We start from the raw sequence: 19,226 nt of genomic DNA, 5'->3' as shown, positions 1-19,226 counted from the left end.
GACAAGCACGCTCGGAATTTGACCCGGTGTGCCGCAGATTGTTTAATTGGCACACGTTTACAGCTTTCCTTGAGGCTTGTTCATGAGCGATTCGAACCCTATTCCCGCATCGAAACCGCGGCGAAGTTTCATTCGGAGAATGACGGCTTTGGTCGGGGGGCTGTTTGGTGCGTTTGTGTCGCAGCGCAGCGCTTGCGGCGGGGAGATTGAGGCTCCTGGGAAACCGGCGGTCGACTCCGCCAAAAAAGGCTATCGGGAGACCGAGCACGTCCGCGCCTATTATGATGCAGCGCGGTTTTGAGCCCGGTTTGCTTCGTCCAATTTCCTCTAAGAATTAAAATTCGATCATGAAACTGTTCAAGCGGCCCGCTTCCGAAAACGATTCGTCTTCCAAGTCGCAAACCTCGGGGCACGGCATTGACCGCCGCGAGTTTCTGCGGCGGTCGGGGCTGTCCGTGGGCGGCGCGGCCTTGGCGGGAGCCGTGCCTCTATCGATGATGAAAAAGGTCGATGCGACGGGCGCTCCCGCGCAGCCGTCAGGGGAAATCAAGAAGGTCAAAAGCGTCTGCACCCATTGCTCGGTGGGCTGCGGGGTCATTGCCGAGGTGCGGAACGGCGTGTGGATCGGCCAGGAGCCGGCTTTCGACCATCCGTTCAACCTGGGGGCGCATTGTGCGAAAGGGGCGTCGGTGCGGGAGCACGGCCATGGCGAGCGACGGCTCAAATATCCGATGAAGCTGGTCGACGGCAAGTGGCAGCGCATCGGCTGGGATCGGGCCATAGACGAGCTGGGCGACAAACTTCTTGCCATCCGCGAGCAATACGGTCCCGATTCCGTCTATTGGCTCGGATCGTCCAAGCACAACAACGAGCAGGCTTATCTCTTTCGGAAATTCGCCGCCTTGTGGGGCTCCAACAATATCGACCACCAGGCCCGCATCTGCCACTCGACCACGGTCGCCGGCGTCGCCAATACCTGGGGCTACGGGGCGATGACCAATTCCTACAACGACATCCACAACGCCAAGTCGATTTTCATCATCGGCGGCAATCCGGCGGAGGCGCATCCGGTGTCGATGCAGCATATCTTCCGCGCCAAGGAGCGCGGCGCGCCGCTGATCGTGGTCGATCCGCGCTTCACCCGCACCGCCGCCCATGCCGACTTGCACATCCGCATTCGGCCCGGAACCGACGTGCCGTTCATTTGGGGCCTGTTGTGGCACATTTTCCAAAACGGTTGGGAGGACAAGACGTTCATCGAGCAGCGGGTGTTCGGGATGGACGAAATCCGCAAGGAAGTGGCGAAATGGACGCCGGCAGAAGTCGAGCGGGTTACCGGAGTGCCGGAAGAACTCGCTCATAAGGCCGCGCGGATCATGGCGCAAAACCGGCCCGGCACCTTCATCTGGTGCATGGGCGGGACGCAGCACACGATCGGCAACAACAATACCCGCGCGTACTGCATCTTTCAGCTCGCGCTCGGCAACATGGGGCTAGAAGGCGGCGGCACCAACGTGTTTCGCGGGCACGATAACGTGCAAGGGGCGACTGACGTAGGCCCGAACGCCGACAGTCTGCCGGCTTATTACGGTTTGAGCGAGGATGCCTGGCGGCACTGGGCGAAAGTGTGGGACATCGATTTCGACTGGCTCGCCGCCCGCTTCGACCAAAGCGAGTATGACGACGGTGCGGGGAAGAAGATCAAGCCGATGTTCAACAACGGCATCCCGGTTTCCCGCTGGATCGACGGCGTATTGGAAGCGGGCGAGAACATCTCGCAGCGGAATCCCATCAAGGCCATGGTGTTCTGGGGCCATGCGCCCAACAGCCAGGTGCGCGGCCCCGAGATGAAAGCCGCGATGGAAAAACTGGACGTTTTGGCCGTAATCGATCCGTATCCGACGGTCACCGCCGTGATGCACGACCGCACGGACAACGTCTACCTGCTTCCGGCCTGCACCCAGTTCGAGACTTACGGTTCCTTGACCTCGTCCAACCGGTCGATTCAATGGCGCAGCCAGATCATCGAGCCCCTGTTCGAGTCGCGGCCGGACCACATGGTCATGTACCAGTTCGCCCGCAAGTTCGGGTTCGAAAAGGAGTTGACCAGGAACATCCAAGTCGAGAACGACACGCCGCTGATCGAGGACATCCTGCGGGAGATCAACCGGGGCGCCTGGGCGGCGGGTTATACCGGCCAAAGCCCGGAGCGGCTCAAGGCCCATCAGGAGAACTGGCACACTTTCCACACCACGACCTTGAAGGGGCAGGGCGGCCCTTGTGACGGCGAGTATTACGGCCTGCCCTGGCCGTGCTGGGGTACGCCGGAAATGAAGCATCCCGGTTCGCATATCCTCTACGACACCAGCAAGACGGTGGCGGAGGGCGGTTCGCCGTTCCGCGCCCGTTTCGGCACGGAATACCAGGGCAAGAACCTTTTGGCGGAAGGCTCCTCGAACAAGGGAGCGGATATCCGGGACGGCTATCCCGAATTCAGCGCCGAGCTGCTGAAGAAACTGGGCTGGTGGAAGGATTTGACCGAGCAGGAAAAGAAACTGGCCGAGGGCAAGAACTGGAAGACCGATCCTTCAGGCGGCATCATCCGGGTCGCGATCAAGTACGGCTGTGCGCCTTACGGCAATGCCAAGGCCCGCTGCATCGTGTGGAACTTCCCCGATCCGGTGCCGATCCATCGCGAGCCTTTGTACACGCCGCGCCGCGATCTGGCGGAGAAATACCCGACCTACCAGGACCGCAAGCGCTACTGGCGTCTGCCCACCCGTTACGTCTCGATCCAGCAGCAGGATTTCAGCAAGGATTTTCCGTTGATCATGACTTCGGGACGCTTGGTCGAATACGAGGGCGGCGGCGACGAAACCCGCTCCAATCCCTGGCTGGCAGAGTTGCAGCAGGAGATGTTTGTCGAAATCAACCCGCGCGACGCCAACAATGCCGGGGTGCGGCACGGCGAACAGGTGTGGGTCGCCGGCCCCGAAGGCGGAAGGATTAGAGTCATGGCTTTCGTCACCGAGCGGGTCCGACCGGGCGTGGTCTTCATGCCTTTCCATTTCGGCGGGCACTACGAGGGGCAGGACTTGCGGCCGAAATACCCGGAAGGCAGCGCGCCGTATGTGCTGGGCGAATCCTGCAACATCGTGTTCACCTACGGCTACGATTCGGTAACGGCGATGCAGGAGACCAAGGTTTCGCTGTGCCGGATAGAGCCGGATTTAGTGACTGAGAAATGAAGTTTGAATGGGATGAAGAGAAAGCTGCCACCAATAAAGCGAAGCACGGTGTCTCATTTGAAGAAGCCTGCACGGCTTTCAGCGATCCTTTATTTATCGACTTTTACGATCCAGACCATTCCGAAGACGAACATCGTTATATCCTCGTGGGGGAAACTCAAAACGGGCGTTTGTTATTGGTGTCCTATACGGAACGAGAGGATAGTATTCGCTTGATTAGTGCGAGAGAGGCAACCAAAGCGGAGCGAAAAGCGTATGAGCAAGGTGGATACGGAACTGAACGATGAACTTCGGTCGGAGTACGACCTGAAGAGTTTACGAGTAAGACGGTTCGGGCCGAAACGAAAAGCGTTTGGTGACGTGGTTCGCTTGGAACCTGATGTAGCGGAGGCGTTCCCAAATGCCGATGCCGTAAACGAAGCGTTGCGCCTCTTAATCGAGATTGCCAAGCGTTCGGAGCGTCCGACCAAACCAGAAGTAGATTGACATGACTCAGGGTCACAGCGCTGCTGTGCCGACGTCGTATGAATGTCTGCTCGCCTTGCCGGAAAATCTGGTCGGGGAAGTGCTCGGCGCTCGGTTGTATACCGAAACCCGCCCCACAGGCCCACAGCATCTGGTGAAGGGTGGATTGCTCTGCTCACTCGTCCCTCCTTTTTGCAAAACTCGAAGCGGCTCCGGTCGTTGGCAGATTCTTCCGGAACCCGAGGTCCACTTCGTCCGAGATACCGAGGTCGCCGTGCCCGATCTGGCCGGCTGGCGGCGCGAGCGGATGCCGGAGATTCCGAGAGACCATCGCTTCGAAGTGGTGCCCGATTGGGTGTGCGAAATCCTCTCGCCCGGCACCGAGAAAAAAGATCGCGCCATCAAGCTGCCTTTGTACGCCCGCTACGGCGTGGCTCATGCCTGGCTGGTCGACCCGCTCGAGCGGACCCTGGAAGCGTTCGAGTTGCGCGAGGGCTTTTGGGTGCTGCTGGCTACGCTGAAAGACGAAGACCCTGTATCGATGCGGCCGTTTGACGCCATCACTTTTTCGTTGGCGGAGCTATGGACGTGAGGACTCCGACGGGACGGGTTTTGAAGGGGTAAAGTAAAAGGTCAATGCCTTTAAGTTGCGGGTATGGCTGAAAACAATGTTCCGATTCGTGTTGTAAGGTGGGTTAGGCGCGCATCGCACGGAACCAGTAAAGTTCCTGTGGTGCTTTCGCGCGCCGTAACCCACCACGCAAGGCCTCGGAACCGGTGGGTTACGGCGCGCAGAGAGTCCCGTTGTCATGGAATGGTTCGTGGCAGCGCGCCTAACTCACCCTACAATCGTTTTCAAGTAGAACAGGATGTTATTGGCGGCCGAATTCTAAGCCTGTCATTCCGATATTCCCTGCCGGCTGACAGCTTAACCACATTGCCAGGATAGGGGCGATTCAAGGTCATTTGAACTGTCGGATTTAATTGTTCCAAACGTATTTGAACCATGGCCCGAATGAAGTTTCTTTGCGACGAAGAGCGCTGCATCGAATGCAACGCCTGCGTCACCGCGTGTAAAAATGAGCACGAAGTCCCTTGGGGCGTCAATCGTCGGCGGGTGATCACGCTGGACGACGGATTGCCTGGAGAGAAAACCATTTCCGTCGCGTGCATGCATTGTTCCGATGCGCCTTGCCAGGCGGTCTGTCCGGTGGACTGTTTTTACACCACCGAGGACGGCGTCGTGCTGCACGACAAGGACCTGTGCATCGGTTGCGGCTACTGCTTCTACGCCTGTCCGTTCGGTGCTCCGCAATACCCGCAGGACGGCGCTTTCGGCGCGCGCGGCAAGATGGACAAGTGCACGTTTTGCGCCGGCGGTCCGGAACAGGATCATTCCGAGGAAGAGTTCAAGAAATACGGCCGGAATCGTCTAGCCGAGGGCAAGCTTCCCCTCTGCGCCGAAATGTGTTCCACCAAGGCGCTGCTCGCGGGCGACGCCGACATGGTGGCAGACATCTTCCGCGAACGGGTGGTTCGCCGCGCCGGCAACGACAATCCGGATTTGCAGCGCCAGCCGCAGGGCAAGCCCTGGGGCTGGGAGACCGCTTACAAGGAAGGGTAGGCAGCATGAGACGGCTTGGCCTGTTCTTGCTGATCATTCCAATCCTGCAAGGCTGTTACGAAGATCCGGACGTGACTCTGCACCGGGCTCATGAATATAAAGGCAAGGAAGACCGCCATGTGGGCGATGCGGGCTACCGGCGGGAACAGTTGAGATTGCGCTTCAAGACCGTACAGAGCGACCGTTAGCATGATGACTCAAGTTCAAAAAGCGTCGTTTTGGCGGATTTTGTCGGCTTTCGCGCTCATGCTGGTTCTGCTGGCGATCTCCGGAACGCTGCGAGCCCATGAAGGCGAGAGACACGAACTGCACAAGGCTGAATCGGTGGTGAATCCCAGATCCGACTATTGGCGGCAGGTGCGGGAAGGCGTTCAGGGCTACACCGCGGTCAAGGGACAGGAGACGAACGTTCTGATCCAGGGCGGCGGCCAGAATTGGCGGCGGCTCCGGAACGGCCCCATAGCGAGCTACGGCGGCGTTCTCTTGGGAGTTGTGGTTTTCGCGCTCGGAGCGTTTTATCTCTGGCGCGGACAGGTAAAGCTCAGCCAGCCCCGATCCGGCGAAACCCTGGTGCGCTGGACGCTCGCCGAGCGGGTTCTGCATTGGTACACGGCGCTGCTGTTCATTTTTCTGGCGATTACCGGTTTGAGTTTGCTCTATGGTCGAGCGCTGCTGATTCCGCTCGTGGGGCATAAGGCCTTTTCCGTCTACGCCGAGATTGCCAAGCTGCTGCACAACTTCATCGGCCCCTTGTTCATCGTCGGTTTGTTGCTCATGTTTGTCGCGTGGGTCAGGGACAATCTTCCGAGCCGGATCGATATCGACTGGCTCAGGGCCTTCGGAGGCATGGTCGGCGATCGTCATCCGTCCGCCGGACGCATGAATGCCGGCGAAAAAATGTGGTTCTGGCTTTTGGCGAGCGGCGGGCTGGTGGTGAGCGTAAGCGGTTTGCTGCTGGATTTTCCCAATTTCGGCCAGGAACGTTGGCTATTGCAACTGTCGCATCTGATTCATGTCGTTTTCGCTTTGGTTCTGATGGCGGGAGCCTTGGGACACATCTATATAGGCACGATCGGGACGGAAGGAGCACTCGAAGGCATAGTGCGCGGAAGAGTCGACAAGAGCTGGGCGATTCAGCATCATGATTTGTGGTGCGAGCAACTCGCCGCGGACGAATCCGGCTCTTCGGTTCCCGACAGGCCGCCCCTTCCGGAGACGAGCCACATCGCCTCGTGATGTCTCTTTATTTTCTTACCTGAAGGAGTGATGGCTATGACGGACCGTGTCTATAAACTGATCGAAATCGTCGGGACTTCGCCGCACGGAACGGACGAGGCCACCCGAAATGCCATAGAAAAAGCATCGAAAACGGTCAAGAACCTGGACTGGTTCCAAGTTGTCGAAACGCGGGGTCAGATTGCCAACGGCAAAATCGCCCATTATCAAGTGGTCTTGAAGGTCGGATTTCGGCTCGAAGACTGAGTCAACCGCTACATTCGTATGGACGTCCAAAATCGCCCTTCGTGGTCGAAGGCTTTCTAATTTTCGGGAATTCACATGGTTTTCAAGCCCAGATTCTATTTTCTCGTTGGTTTTCTGTTTTGCATGGGGCTGCTCGCGGCCGCTCTTTATTTCCAATTTTCCGGCGGGCTGGAGCCCTGTCCGCTATGTGTGTCCCAGCGCATCATGGTTTTCGCCGTCGCATTGGTGATGCTGGTTGCGGTTCTGCATAATCCGAAGAGGACTGGGGTCAAGGTCTACGCGATTCTTGGGTTCGTCATGGCCGTGCTGGGCGGAACGGTTTCGGCCCGGCATGTCTGGCTGCAGCATTTGCCGCCGGAGGAAGTGCCGGCCTGCGGTCCGGGATTGGAATACATGTTCCAGTATTTTCCCTTGACCGAGACCCTCAAGGCGATGCTGAACGGGACCGGAGACTGCGCCAAAGTCGATTGGACGCTGCTCGGGCTCAGTATGCCCGCCTGGGTGTTGATCAGCTTCTTCATCTTGGCGCTGCTCAGCCTTACCCAATTCTGGAACAGTTCGGCTGTGCGTGGAGATCAACGATATTTTTCGACTAAGAGCGAACTGCCGTTTCGCTGAAGGCGTTAACGCGAAGCATTAAGGCATCATTAGATAATGATGGCGAGATTCGACAGTTGTGGCTTTGCCGATACACATGTCACGGAAAGGTCACATTTGCAACGTACATTGAACGATTATCCGAAGGAGTGAGTATCGAGAATGTCCGTGATAAACGTGCTCGTTGTCGAAGATGAAGATGCGATTCGTGAAATGCTTGGTTTGGTCCTGGAACAGGCCGAGTTCGCCGTCAGGGCCGTTGCGGATACCCACCAGGCGCAATCGGCCTTGAATGAGTCGGTTCCCGATCTGATTTTATTGGACTGGATGTTGCCCGGCTTGAGCGGCGTCGAATGGGCTCGCCGTCTCAAGAAAGACAAACAATATAGCGAAATTCCCATCATCATGATCACCGCTCGCGGCGAGGAAGAAGATAAAATCCGGGGGTTGGATGTCGGGGCCGACGATTATGTCACCAAGCCGTTCTCGCCGCGCGAATTGATAGCGCGGATCAAGGCGGTTCTTCGGCGTAGCAACAAGTACGGCAAGGGCGGAAGAATCGAGATTGGCGGGATCGCGTTGGATGTCGACGAACATAGGGTTAGCATTGCCGACAGCCACGTTATTCTGAGTCCGACTGAGTACCGATTATTGGAATTCTTCCTCACCCATCCCGACAAGGTCTACAGCCGTAGCCAGTTGCTCGACCAGGTTTGGGGACGAAGTTCATTCATCGAGGAACGCACCGTCGATGTCCACATCCGGCGCCTGCGCAAGATCCTGGCCGAACATGACCGCGAGGAGGTTATCCAGACGGTGCGCGGTTTCGGATACCGTTTTTCTGAGAACTTGTGAAAAACCTACTGCGCGGTTCGAGTCCGCACCTGCGATGCTCAACGTACCCCTTTGTACGCCTGCGCTTTTCACGCCGGACCTCCGTGTCCGGCACCCTGTGGGCGGCAACTGCCGTGCAAATCGGCATTCCTGCCGATTTGTCGGCGCGGACTCGAACCGCTCGCGACGGTTTTTTTACAACCCCTGACCAAACCTGATTCATGTCGAGCCCCTGGCGATCAGAATTTTCCTTTCTCTTTTTAACACTGTTAGTTGGCACTTTCCTCGGTAAGGTCCTGAACAGTTTCGCCGTCGTGCTCTGGGTTTGTCTGCTGGCCTATCTGGCGAGACAGCTTTTTTATGCAAATCGGCTGCTGGTTTGGCTGCGCAGCGGCAGATCCGGCCAGCCGCCTCAGGGCAACGGCGTCTGGGAAGAAATCTATTACCTCATCTATCGCTTGAGGCGACGCAACAAGCGTCGCAAAAAGCAGCTCATCCGGATGCTCGAGCGTTTCCGCACGGCGACGGCGGCATTACCGGATGCAACCGTGGTGCTGGGGCCTCGGGATGAAATCGATTGGTTCAACGAAGCGGCCGAGCGCCTGCTGGGGCTGCGCCGTGGCGATATCGGCCAGCAGATCGGCAATCTGCTGCGCCATCCGAAGCTCAGCCAATACCTCCAGACTGCCGATTATCGTGCTACGGTCAGCATTCCATCGCCCCTCACCGAAAACATGCAGCTTGAAATTCGCATCGTGCCTTATGGAGAAGATTTGCGCCTTCTGGTCGCGCAGGATGTGACTCAACTGCGATTTATGGAGCGCGTGCGCAGCGATTTCGTGGCGAACGTGTCCCACGAACTGCGCACGCCGCTGACGGTCTTGAAAGGTTATCTTGAAACCTTGGGCCAGGTGGATGGATCTCTGCCGGAATCGCATCTGAAAGTGTTTCAGCGCATGGAGGAACAGACGGCCCGGATGGAAAGCTTGGTCGACGGCCTTCTTGCACTGACGCGATTGGAGTCGGCGGCGCATCAGACGGTGCAAAAGCGGATAAACGTTCCGGCGATGCTGCAAGACATTTGCGACGAGGTCAAGCTCTTGGCCGACGAACACCCCGCCATCGAGCTGGTCCTCGAAACCGACGCCCATTTGCTGGGCGCCGAGCAGGAATTGCGCAGCGCGTTTTCAAACCTGATCGTCAATGCGGTGAAATATACGCCAGCCACGGGCCGGGTTACCGTGCGTTGGCGCTGCGAGGGCAAGGGAGCTAGGCTGGACGTCGAGGACACCGGGCCGGGCATCGCGCAACACCATCTGCCGCGGCTTACCGAACGGTTTTACCGGGTTGCCGTTGACGGATGTAAGAATAAAGGCGGGTCCGGGCTTGGATTGGCTATCGTCAAGCATGCGCTGTCCCGGCACGGCGGAGAGCTCAAAATTGCGAGCACGCTCGGGCGGGGCAGTTGCTTCAGCTGTAGTTTCCCCGAAGATCGAATCGTGCGGGTCGACTCCCGCACCGATGCCAAGCTCGCGCAAAGAATGTGATATCCAGAGCGGATAGACGAGTTGCCGGTTCCGTCCGTCTCGGCTCGCGTGGGCAGCCGAGCCGTCGGTTTTCGGGTTTGATACGGCAGGGAATTCACCTCTTTCTCGCTGCGGTGCTTTTGGCTGGAGGCGCCGGTGCCGTCTACGGATCATCCGAAGGGGCGGAGACCATCAGCGGGGATGCCGGCAGCGACGAGCTCGGGGCGAGTGACCTCGGCAGGCTGATCCGGGATTGGACCAGCGCGTTTCAGCGAGATCATGCCGGGGCTACGCTTCGCTTGCGCCCGGCCCGCTCGCTCGCTTCACCGGGCGCATTCGACGAGGCGCGCGGCGATGCGATTTACGTCGGCTATCGGCTGAACCGCGAGGCAATCGATGGTTTTTCGCGAAAACTCGGTTACAAGCCAACCCCGATTCGAGTCGCTCTCGATGCGGTAACGATTTTCGTACACCGGGATAATCCGATCCGAGGCATGACGCTGGCCCAGGCCGGCTCAGTTTTCTCGCGTTCGCCGATGTGTCGAGGTGCTCAGTACCTGGCGACCTGGGGAGCGTTGGGCTTGATCGGGGAATGGCGAACCCGGCCGTTACAGGTATTTGCGATCGGATCCGCCGACGATGTGTACGATTATTTTAGCGAGCAAGTCCTGTGCGGAGGCGCACTGGGTGAATTCGTTCAGGTGCGGCCCGATTCCGGATCGGTCGCCGGTGCCGTGAGTGAATCCTTGAATGCCATCGGTTACGGCCGAGGCGACTCGACAACTGTATCCGTGAAGCCAGTACCGCTGGCGGTAGACGCGAATATGCCTTTTGTTGCGCCGAGCGAGCGCAATGCCGTTAGCGGTGCTTACCCGCTGACGCGGTTTCTCCATATATATGTCAATAAGAGCCCGAATAGACCGCTAGCGGGTGTGCAAGCGGACTTCGTCCGATTTGTGCTGTCGGCGGAAGGTCAGCAAATTGCCAGCCGCTACGGATACATCCCGGTTACCCCGGATGTTGCAAAAAAGGAACAGAAATTGATTGGCACAGGGCAACCCTGAGGTTGGGCCGAACTATTGAATTGAGCATTTTCCTTCAATTCAGTTGCGCCGCGGCTGATCCGCGACTAAGATTGTGCCTGTTGTAAGTTTTCAAATCTTGTTGGTATTCCAACTACAGGGAGATGGATATGTTGAAAAAAATTCTAATTGCTTTGGGCATAGCAAGCGTCGCGGCGACAGCAGTGCAGGCCGAGGAGCATTTTATGGATGATCGGTGGTATGTCGCCCCGTTCGGCACATACTTCAATCCGGGCGGCGACCGTAATGCGAAAGACGATTGGGGCGCTGGCTTGGGAATCGGTAAGATCATCAACGAATATTTCAATGCCGAGGTCAGAGGTTTTTGGCAACACCTGAATGGCAAGGGCTATAACGGCGATCTTACCGGCGGCACCGTGGACCTGCAGTATTACTTCATGCGCGATGTGTTCTCGCCGTATGCGGTTATCGGCGCCGGTGGCATGAATACCAGCGCAGCCGGCAGAAGCGGCGCATCGTTCATCGGCGAGGCTGGCGTCGGTGCGACTTATGAGTTGCACGACAACTTCCTGCTCCGCGGCGATGTCCGTTATCGCTACGTCTACGAAGGAAATGGCGGCGTATACCGGAACGAAGACGATTTCCACGACATGGTCGTCAATCTCGGCTTTGTTGTTCCCTTCGGCGAGAAACCGAGAGCCGTGGCAGAAGCAGAACCTACTCCCGCGCCCGCAGACGATTGTGCTGCCCGCGACTCTGACCGTGACGGCGTGAACGATTGCGACGACAAGTGCCCCGGCACCATGGCTGACTCGAAAGTCGACGACCAAGGCTGTCCGATCAGAATCGAGCTTAAGGGCGTCAACTTCAAATATAACTCGGACGAGCTCACCGAGAACGCGAAAAGCATTCTGGACGGTGTTGTTGAGCAGCTCGTTGCTTCAAACGAAATGCGCGATATAGAAGTCCAGGGACACGCCAGCAGCGAAGGAAGCTCTCAGTACAATCTGAAGCTTTCGCAGCGCCGTGCTCAATCGGTGGCAGATTACCTGAAGTCCGCAGGCTTGAAGAACCGACTGTATGCGAAAGGTTACGGCGAGGACTATCCGATCGCCGACAACAGCACGGAAGCCGGTCGCGAGCAGAACCGCCGCGTTCAGCTGGTCTTTATGGGTGAATAAATACACCGCAATATCAAGCGGCATGGTTGCCTGATAGCAACCGCCGTCAATCAAAAACCCGCTCCCCGGAGCGGGTTTTTTCTGCTCGTTTTAATACTAAAATGTCGTGGAACTAGGCTATTGTGCTGGTTCGTTCCTCGTGCAACCCGTCCGCAGGTAAATTGTGAATAAGCGTGTTAATTTTTTCGCTGCATTGTTTGCAGCGCCTCTGATGATGCAGGCTGCATCCGCTGCCGAAATGCGCGGCTTTGTGCATATTAACGGCTCGAATGTTGTTAGGCCGTTTGCCGATGCAGTGGCCGACCGAATCAGCAAGTCCGGCAAGATCAAACGGCCATGGGTCGAGTCGAACAGTACCGGCGGTGGAATTCAGTTGTTTTGCGAGCCCGAAACCGGCGAATCTCCCGATATCGTCAATGCTTCGAGGCCGATGAAAAAATCGGAATTCGAAGCCTGTCAGGCATCCGGCATAAAGAACATCGTCGAGGTAAAGATCGGATATAGCGGCCTAGTGCTCGCGCACTCCAAGAAGGTGCCGGCGCTGGATATCACCCGGAAAGAGTTGTTTTTGGCTTTAGGAAAAAAGGTGCCTGATCCTAAATGCAAGAATTGCGACACGCTGGTCCCGAATCCCTATAAGACCTGGAAAGACATCAATCCGTCGCTGCCCGATACGAAGATCGAAGTCGTCGCTCCGCCGATCGGTTCCGGCATACGTGAACTGTTCGAAGAGGCCGTCTCGAAGGCTGGGTGCGAGAGTTTTCCCTTCATTGCCGCTTGGAAGGAAACGCAGAAGGCCAAGTATAAGGAAGTCTGCTTCACCGCCCGCAGCGATGGCGCCTATATCGAAGAAAGCGGAAATGCGATAGCGGCCATGTTGGCCAAGAACCCCGGGCTGTTGGGGTTTGTGTCGTACAAACAATATGCGGGCAATACCGATCGGCTAAATGCCGCTCGTATCGACGGAGCCGTCCCGAGTGTCGAGAGCATTGCGGCAAACCGTTACCCCATCGCCAGACCCTTGTTCCTCTATTTCAAGGCGGATCATGTCGGCAAAGTGAAGGGGCTGCAACAATATCTCGCCGAGTTTACGAATGACAAAGCGTGGGGCGAGAAAGGCTATCTTGCTCAGCTGGGATTGGTCCCGATGTCCGCGGAAGAACGTAAACTCTACGCAGCAGATGTGAAGAAGCGAAAGCCGATGTCGGCACCGATCGACACGGTCGCCGCAAGCCGAAGCTTGCCGGATGCGCAGCGCGTGGCTCGCTAAGGTCGTGCTGTTCGCCTTGACGGCGTTAGCACTGAGTCGAGGAGGTTCCATGGCTTCGTCGAGAATTTCAGATTGTCCGGATAGTCCCAATTGTGTGTCCAGTCTCTCTCGGGATCAGGATCATTACGCGAGTCCCTTTCGCGTGGACATAGCGCCTGACGAAGCTTGGGCGGCCCTGAAGCGCGTATTGGGGGCGGAACCCCGCACCCGGGTTGTCGAGGAGGACAACGAGCGATGGTATCTCCGCGCCGAGGCCACGAGCCGTCTTTTCCGATTCGTGGACGACGTGGAATTCCAGCTTATTCCGGAGGAGCACCTCATGCACGTTCGCTCCGCGTCGCGGGTCGGCTATTGGGATTTGGGCGTCAACCGCCGGCGGGTCGAGCGCTTGCGCGAAGCGCTGAAGCGTGAGGGCTTGTGGCGATAACCGCGACGCGGTGGAAGTGACGATGTATCCGTTGGATTTAAGCGAAATCGACCGTTTCTTGGAAGAGGATGTCGGTTCAGGCGACTTGACCGCTTCGATTGTTCCGAAGCACGCAACGGCGAGAGCGCGCGTGATCACCCGCGAGTCCATGGTGCTGTGCGGGCAGGCCTGGTTCGCCGCCGTTTTCGCCCGGCTCGGCGGTTCGGTTCAAATCGACTGGCTGGTGACGGAGGGCGAACAAGTCGAGGCGGGCGCCGAGCTGTGCGCGATGCAAGGCCCCGCCCGAGCGCTCCTGACCGGCGAACGCTCGGCGCTCAATCTTCTACAGACTCTGTCGGGCACCGCGACCTTGGCGCGTGCTTATGCCAAAGCCGTGGACGGCACCAAGGCGAAGGTCCTCGACACTCGCAAGACCATTCCCGGCCTCAGGAAGGCACAGAAATACGCCGTCCGCTGCGGCGGCTGTGATAACCATCGGATGGGACTCTACGACGGCATTTTGATCAAGGAAAACCATATCCTGGCTTGCGGGTCCATCGAAAAAGCCGTGCACGCCGCGAAAGCCTTGGGCGCTAACGTGCCGATCGAAGTCGAAGTGGAAAATCTCGATGAATTGCAGCAAGCCTTGGCGGCCGGCGCCGAGCGGATTCTTCTGGATAATTTCACGATTGCGATGATGCGGGAAGCGGTTACCGAAACCGCAAGCCGCGCCAAGCTCGAGGTATCGGGCAACGTGACCTTGGATACCATCCGGCAGATCGCCGAGACCGGGGTGGATTACATTTCGGTCGGTGCCCTGACCAAGAACGTTCGAGCAACCGATTTGTCGATGCGAATCTCGATTACCGCCTGAGCTCTGCGAGTCAGTCGGCCAAAGGCAAGGTTTTGTCGGGATTCAAAATGCCGTTCGGATCAAACTGACGTTTGACGGCGCGCATCAATTCCAGGGCGCCGGCGTCGATTTCCCGGTCAACGTAATCCCGCTTTTCGAGGCCGACGCCGTGCTCCCCGGACAAGGTACCGCGCAGCCGTAGCACCAGCGAAAAAATCTCCCCCAGGCACTCGTGAGCCTTTTCGGTTTCGCCGGGTTTGGCGGGATCGAACAGCAGGTTGACGTGAATATTCCCGTTTCCCGCATGGCCGAAGTTGACGATCGCCAAGTCATACCGCTGCGACAGCTCGTTTAGTCCGGCGATCAGCAAAGGCAACTCGGTGACGGGCACTACCACGTCTTCGTTGATTTTCTTCGGCGCGACCTTCCGCAGCGCCGGCGACAGTGCCTTGCGCGTTTGCCATAAGGCTTCGACTTCATCGGCGGTCGCCGCAACGCGAAACTCCAGAAGCCCCTCGTTTTGAGCAGCGCGCCGCACGCTCTCGATCTGTACCGCCATTCCCTCGGCAAATCCGTCCACTTCGACCATTAGTAAAGCACCGGCGCGCTCCGGCAAGTCGGCGCGAGAGTAACGGCGAATCAGTTCGATTGCGTTTCCATCGATGAATTCGAGGGCGCAAGGAACCGCAGGTTGAGCCATGATTCGGGTGATGGCTTCCGTAGCATGGTCCAAATCGGCATAGATCGCCCGCATGGTGCGTTTGGCTTCGGGCAACGGCGTCAGCTTGAGCGTCGCCTCGGTAATCAGCGCAAGCGTTCCCTCCGAGCCCAATAGCAGCCGGGTCAGATCGTACCCGACGACGCCCTTGGTGGTGAAGACGCCGGTACGGATCTCCGTCCCCAAACCGGTCACAGCTCGCAAGGCGAGGGTGTTTTCGCGGGGAGTGCCGTATTTCACCGCGCGTGGGCCGGCGGAGTTGTAGGCGAGATTCCCGCCTACACTGCAAAAGGCGGCGCTGGTCGGGTCGGGCGGCCAGAAGAAGCCGTGCGGTTTGAGAAAGTCCTGTAGCGCCTGATTGGTCAGGCCCGGTTCGACGACGATGTAGCGGTTGCCCGGCGAGAATTCCACAATCTGGTTCATCCGCTCGAACGAAGCCACAACTCCACCCCGTAAAGGCACTGTCGCGCCGGTCGTGCCGGTGCCGCGGCCGCGCGCGGTCAAAGGCACCCGATGCTCGTTGCACAAGCGGGCCAGTTCGACCGTCTGGGTGTGGCTGGTCGGGAAAACGACCGCTTCCGCCAGAGCTTGACGGCGGCTGTTGTCGTAGCCGTAAGCCCAGCAATCGGCGGGGTCCGTGTAAAGCGAGCCGGGTGGGAAAATTTGCGCCAACCGGTTCAAAAAGGCGCTGGGTAAAGCCAAGAAATCAGTCCCCGAACAATTGGTGGTCTATCAAATCGCACAGGCAGTGCGTGATCAGCAGGTGGACTTCCTGTATTCGGGCCGTGGTCTCCGAGGGTACGCGGATCTCGATATCGGTTTCCAGCAGCAAGGGCGACAGCGCTCCGCCGTCCCGGCCGCTCAGGGCCAGCACCGACATGTCCCGATCATGGGCGGCAGTAACCGCGCTCAAAATACTGGAGGAATTGCCGCTGGTGGTGTAGACGACGAGAAGATCGTTGCTGTGGCCCAAGGCTCTGATTTGCTTGGCGAAAACGTCGTCGAACCGATAATCGTTGGCAATCGAGGTCAAGGTCGATGTGTCGCAAGTGAGCGCGATAGCGGGCAGGCCGGGGCGCTCCCGCTCGAAGCGATTCAGCATCTCGGAAGAAAAATGCTGCGCTTGCGCTGCCGATCCGCCGTTGCCGCAACAAAGAATTTTGCCGTCGCTGAGTAAACACTGAGCCAGCCTGACTCCGGCAATTTCGATGATCTCTCCGAGCCTGGCCAGCGATTCGCGGCTTGCTTCAACGCTGGTCTCGAATTGACGAAAGACTCGTTCTTGTAAATTCATGCCCTGCTATCAAGGTTGCGTAGCGAAAACCTTAAAATCGGTTAAGAGCCTATCCCAGTAGGCTCAAGAAACCCTTCGACAAGCTCAGGGCGAACGGCCTACTGGGATAGGCTCTAAGTCGCCTGAAAAGCATCTTTCACCCATTTTACAGCAAGCCCGCCGTTTGCGGGGGCCAGCGCCGCCACATCGAAACGAGCCGGCCGATCCATCCGCTTTTCCCGAAGAAAGTGGGCGGCGCTTGCCAACAGCTTTGCTTGCTTGCGCCGATCCACGCTCTCCAGTGCACCGCCGAACTGGATACTTCCCCTATAGCGGACCTCCACAAACACGATGGCGCACCCGTCTTCCATAATCAGATCGATTTCACCGTATCGGCAGCGGTAATTGCGCTCTATCAGCCGCAGGCCATGGGTCTGCAAAAAAGTCAGCGCTTCTTCCTCGGCGATACGCCCTTTGGCCTGGCCAAGGGTGGTCATTTCAGCGCCTTTACCGGAGCCCCGGAGCACTATCGCCCGGTTTCAGAAGCGGTGCGATTCCCCGTGGTTGCGGAACTCCGTCTTCAAATTGGGCGCAATGGAGCTGGCGCTGAATGCGGTTGCCGGTGCCCAGCGAGAGCGTGCCGGTCGCGCCGGTGTACCGAAACTGCGGTTCTGTCTTGAATCGTTCGAGTTCCGGAAGCAAACGGTAAGCATCGATCCCCAGCGCGACAAGTCTCACGTAATCCGACGGCGTTTGTTGAATCTGCTTGCTCAGCGCTTGATGGGACAGTGGACCACTTTCGGCCGGATCGAGTAACCACGGAATGTCGCAGAAAATCAGTCCGTTCAAATCTCGATCGGCTTCCGAGTCGGCCCTGCCGCCGTACACGTGAGAGGTAGCGTAGACCGGGAGATGCTCGCCATTGTGAAAGGCGATTTGAGGCAGAATCAGATGAGCATCGCGGGCGTCGCTGATGAGAAAGATGAAATCCGCGCCTTGTTTGGTGACCGACGGAACGGTCGGGAAGGAAAGCTGGGCATGCGTGGCAGAAGGTGCCGCGGAAATCAGTTCTTTTACCGAGGCGGTGAAATCCTCGCCGTGATACGGATAGGTCTTGATCGCACGAATGTTCCCCCCGAGCTGGTTCCAATAGGCCGCAAAGTGCTTGATCATGCGCTGGCCGAACTGATTCGCCGGCGCCAGCACCAGTGCACTCTGACGACCGTCGAACCAGGCGCTCCCGGCTGCTTGCTCGACCTCGTGCTCCGGGGTGAGGCCGAACTGATAGACCCGGTCATTGCTGACCTCCGGCGTTTGGTTGAGTCCTAGGACGGGGACGGGCAAATCCCCAGCTTTGGCCAAGACGGCCACGTCGTCCTTGATCAAGGGGCCGACGATCACTTTCGCGCCTCCATCGGCGAATTTCCGGTAGAGCTGATAGATGTCTCCCGACTGGGTGTCGACGAACCGCAAAGGCGGCTTTGCGGTATTGGTATCCGCATAGTAGGCGGCAAGCATGCCCGTGCGCAGGGCCTGGGCAGCGGGAGCATAGGAACCTGACAGAGGCAGCATTACGCCAATGAACGCTCCGGAGCCGGGCGCGGCTGCCGTAGGCGGTGTCGTTCCCGTTTGAGCCAGGCCCGGAGGCGGGCTTTGACGCTGGCTCAATAGCCCTTGCAGGAATGCCCCGTCGGCGGGATGTCCGGGAAAGCGAATCCGCCACTTGGCCAATTCCGTGTTCAATCCGGCCGGAGGCGTGGACTTGACGATCTGGGTCAAATTCATCCAGCCGCCCAATATATCGGGCGGGGGAGGTTGCATGGCGGTCAGGACTTTTTCGGGAATCCGGTTCAGCGCGTCATAAATGGCCTCATTATTTTTCTGCACAGCGTCGGGACGCGTGAGAAGTTGGCCGAGCCTGACACGCTCCCTGGCGCTTTCCAGCATGTTGCCCAGTTGGTTATAAGCCGAGGCGCGCAGTGTGTGATAATGCACCTTTTGCGACGGCTCCAGCCGGCCTGAGGGCAGGCTATCGAGCTTGGCCAAGGCCTCCCGTGCTCGGCCCACGTTGAGATCCAGCCTGCTTTGCAGAAGCGTGTAATCGTACCGGTCCACGGTCTCCAGTTCGTCGGGAGCGACGGCATCGGCCAGCCGTTTCGCCGTTCTTCCATCGCCCGCCCGGAGAGCCGAATCGGCGGCTCGAAGCCGGTAGTAATCGGGATCGCCCGACGTTTCCGCGAGCTGCTGAAATAATCTCATCGCTCCTGCATAGTCGCCGCTCTGGAGCAGGCTTTCGGCCTGCGCGGCGCGCGCATTCATGGCTCCGCGTCTGGTGGTGTCGCGGGCGCAAGCGGCTGCCATCAGTATGAGGAGAGCGAGACAGAGGCGGATCAATAGAGACATAGGCGGGATTCCGTTCGAGAAAGCGAGGAGTTTGATAGTGAGGCAAACAGAACCCGGCATACTATACCTAGTAGCGACGCCCATCGGCAATCTAAGGGATATTACGTTCCGCGCCATCGACGTTCTGCAGCAAGTCGATCTCATCGCTTGCGAAGACACCCGGCATAGCCGGCCGCTTCTGGACCACTACGGGATTTCCACGCCGACCGCGGCATTCCACGAGCATAACGAGGATGTCGCTTCGCTGCGGCTGGTCGAACGCTTGCAGCGGGGCGAGTCCATTGCCCTTATCTCGGATGCCGG

At 58.2% G+C, this 19,226-nt stretch carries 21 protein-coding genes; 17 read left to right on the top strand and 4 right to left on the bottom strand.

From position 1 onward, the window contains the following. The first annotated feature begins 347 nt into the window (after positions 1 to 347). From B2A78_RS21095 to nadC, 16 genes are all read left to right on the top strand, one after another. On the top strand, positions 348 to 3,248 hold the full coding sequence (locus B2A78_RS21095) for a formate dehydrogenase subunit alpha (RefSeq protein ID WP_077732031.1): 2,901 nt from the start codon (positions 348 to 350) through the stop codon (positions 3,246 to 3,248). Further along, positions 3,245 to 3,535: a BrnT family toxin gene (locus B2A78_RS21090; protein ID WP_077732030.1), complete on the top strand. Its 291-nt coding sequence runs from the start codon at positions 3,245 to 3,247 to the stop codon at positions 3,533 to 3,535. Before B2A78_RS21095 ends, B2A78_RS21090 begins: the two co-directional genes overlap by 4 nt. Beyond that, positions 3,504 to 3,734 (top strand): hypothetical protein, encoded by a 231-nt coding sequence (locus B2A78_RS21085; protein ID WP_077732029.1) that lies wholly within the window; start codon positions 3,504 to 3,506, stop codon positions 3,732 to 3,734. Before B2A78_RS21090 ends, B2A78_RS21085 begins: the two co-directional genes overlap by 32 nt. A gap of 1 nt (position 3,735) precedes the next feature. Further along, on the top strand, positions 3,736 to 4,305 hold the full coding sequence (locus B2A78_RS21080) for a Uma2 family endonuclease (RefSeq protein ID WP_077732028.1): 570 nt from the start codon (positions 3,736 to 3,738) through the stop codon (positions 4,303 to 4,305). Positions 4,306 to 4,719: 414 nt separating this feature from the next. Beyond that, positions 4,720 to 5,337, top strand: coding sequence for a formate dehydrogenase FDH3 subunit beta (gene fdh3B / locus B2A78_RS21075; protein ID WP_077732027.1), 618 nt, complete (start codon positions 4,720 to 4,722; stop codon positions 5,335 to 5,337). Positions 5,338 to 5,342: 5 nt separating this feature from the next. Beyond that, positions 5,343 to 5,525, top strand: coding sequence for a hypothetical protein (locus B2A78_RS21070; RefSeq protein ID WP_077732026.1), 183 nt, complete (start codon positions 5,343 to 5,345; stop codon positions 5,523 to 5,525). 1 nt (position 5,526) lies between these two features. Continuing rightward, positions 5,527 to 6,573, top strand: coding sequence for a formate dehydrogenase subunit gamma (locus B2A78_RS21065; protein WP_077732025.1), 1,047 nt, complete (start codon positions 5,527 to 5,529; stop codon positions 6,571 to 6,573). A 36-nt stretch (positions 6,574 to 6,609) separates the two neighbouring features. Next, positions 6,610 to 6,819 (top strand): dodecin, encoded by a 210-nt coding sequence (locus B2A78_RS21060; RefSeq protein WP_077732024.1) that lies wholly within the window; start codon positions 6,610 to 6,612, stop codon positions 6,817 to 6,819. A gap of 75 nt (positions 6,820 to 6,894) precedes the next feature. After that, entirely contained in the window at positions 6,895 to 7,437 is a 543-nt protein-coding gene (locus tag B2A78_RS21055) for a disulfide bond formation protein B (protein ID WP_077732023.1), read from the top strand. Positions 7,438 to 7,578: 141 nt separating this feature from the next. After that, complete coding sequence (gene phoB, locus B2A78_RS21050) at positions 7,579 to 8,271, top strand: phosphate regulon transcriptional regulator PhoB (protein ID WP_077732022.1); 693 nt, start codon at positions 7,579 to 7,581, stop codon at positions 8,269 to 8,271. Between the two features lie 200 nt (positions 8,272 to 8,471). Then, positions 8,472 to 9,797 (top strand): phosphate regulon sensor histidine kinase PhoR, encoded by a 1,326-nt coding sequence (phoR, locus tag B2A78_RS21045; RefSeq protein WP_077732021.1) that lies wholly within the window; start codon positions 8,472 to 8,474, stop codon positions 9,795 to 9,797. Positions 9,798 to 9,874: 77 nt separating this feature from the next. After that, positions 9,875 to 10,840, top strand: a complete 966-nt coding sequence (locus B2A78_RS21040; protein ID WP_156881161.1) for a substrate-binding domain-containing protein — start codon at positions 9,875 to 9,877, stop codon at positions 10,838 to 10,840. Positions 10,841 to 10,968: 128 nt separating this feature from the next. Then, positions 10,969 to 12,000, top strand: coding sequence for an OmpA family protein (locus B2A78_RS21035; RefSeq protein ID WP_077732019.1), 1,032 nt, complete (start codon positions 10,969 to 10,971; stop codon positions 11,998 to 12,000). Between the two features lie 163 nt (positions 12,001 to 12,163). Then, positions 12,164 to 13,270 (top strand): substrate-binding domain-containing protein, encoded by a 1,107-nt coding sequence (locus B2A78_RS21030; RefSeq protein WP_240502622.1) that lies wholly within the window; start codon positions 12,164 to 12,166, stop codon positions 13,268 to 13,270. 49 nt (positions 13,271 to 13,319) lie between these two features. Further along, positions 13,320 to 13,697, top strand: coding sequence for a DUF1499 domain-containing protein (locus tag B2A78_RS21025; RefSeq protein ID WP_168175505.1), 378 nt, complete (start codon positions 13,320 to 13,322; stop codon positions 13,695 to 13,697). A 22-nt stretch (positions 13,698 to 13,719) separates the two neighbouring features. After that, positions 13,720 to 14,550, top strand: a complete 831-nt coding sequence (nadC, locus tag B2A78_RS21020; protein WP_077732017.1) for a carboxylating nicotinate-nucleotide diphosphorylase — start codon at positions 13,720 to 13,722, stop codon at positions 14,548 to 14,550. Between the two features lie 10 nt (positions 14,551 to 14,560). Here the strand turns inward: nadC and B2A78_RS21015 are convergent, their stop codons facing one another. The 4 genes from B2A78_RS21015 to B2A78_RS21000 all read right to left on the bottom strand — a co-directional run bounded on the left by B2A78_RS21015 (position 14,561) and on the right by B2A78_RS21000 (position 18,923). Next, a complete protein-coding gene (locus B2A78_RS21015) occupies positions 14,561 to 15,949 on the bottom strand; it encodes an FAD-linked oxidase C-terminal domain-containing protein (RefSeq protein ID WP_077732016.1) in 1,389 nt (462 codons plus the stop codon). 4 nt (positions 15,950 to 15,953) lie between these two features. After that, positions 15,954 to 16,541, bottom strand: coding sequence for a phosphoheptose isomerase (locus tag B2A78_RS21010; RefSeq protein ID WP_077732015.1), 588 nt, complete (start codon positions 16,539 to 16,541; stop codon positions 15,954 to 15,956). 113 nt (positions 16,542 to 16,654) lie between these two features. Next, a complete protein-coding gene (locus B2A78_RS21005; protein WP_077732014.1) occupies positions 16,655 to 17,017 on the bottom strand; it encodes a YraN family protein in 363 nt (120 codons plus the stop codon). A gap of 10 nt (positions 17,018 to 17,027) precedes the next feature. Continuing rightward, the gene (locus tag B2A78_RS21000; RefSeq protein ID WP_240502621.1) at positions 17,028 to 18,923 is read right to left on the bottom strand and encodes a penicillin-binding protein activator; all 1,896 of its coding nucleotides are present in this window, start codon (positions 18,921 to 18,923) and stop codon (positions 17,028 to 17,030) included. Positions 18,924 to 18,960: 37 nt separating this feature from the next. Between B2A78_RS21000 and B2A78_RS20995 the strand changes: the two genes are divergently transcribed. Beyond that, a partial coding sequence (locus tag B2A78_RS20995) for an SAM-dependent methyltransferase (protein ID WP_240502620.1) occupies positions 18,961 to 19,226 on the top strand: 266 nt, incomplete at its 3' end.

The sequence above is a fragment of the Methylocaldum sp. 14B genome (assembly GCF_002005105.1).
In the GTDB taxonomy this organism is placed as follows: Bacteria; Pseudomonadota; Gammaproteobacteria; order Methylococcales; family Methylococcaceae; genus Methylocaldum.
This window is presented reverse-complemented; position numbering and strand designations above follow the sequence as displayed.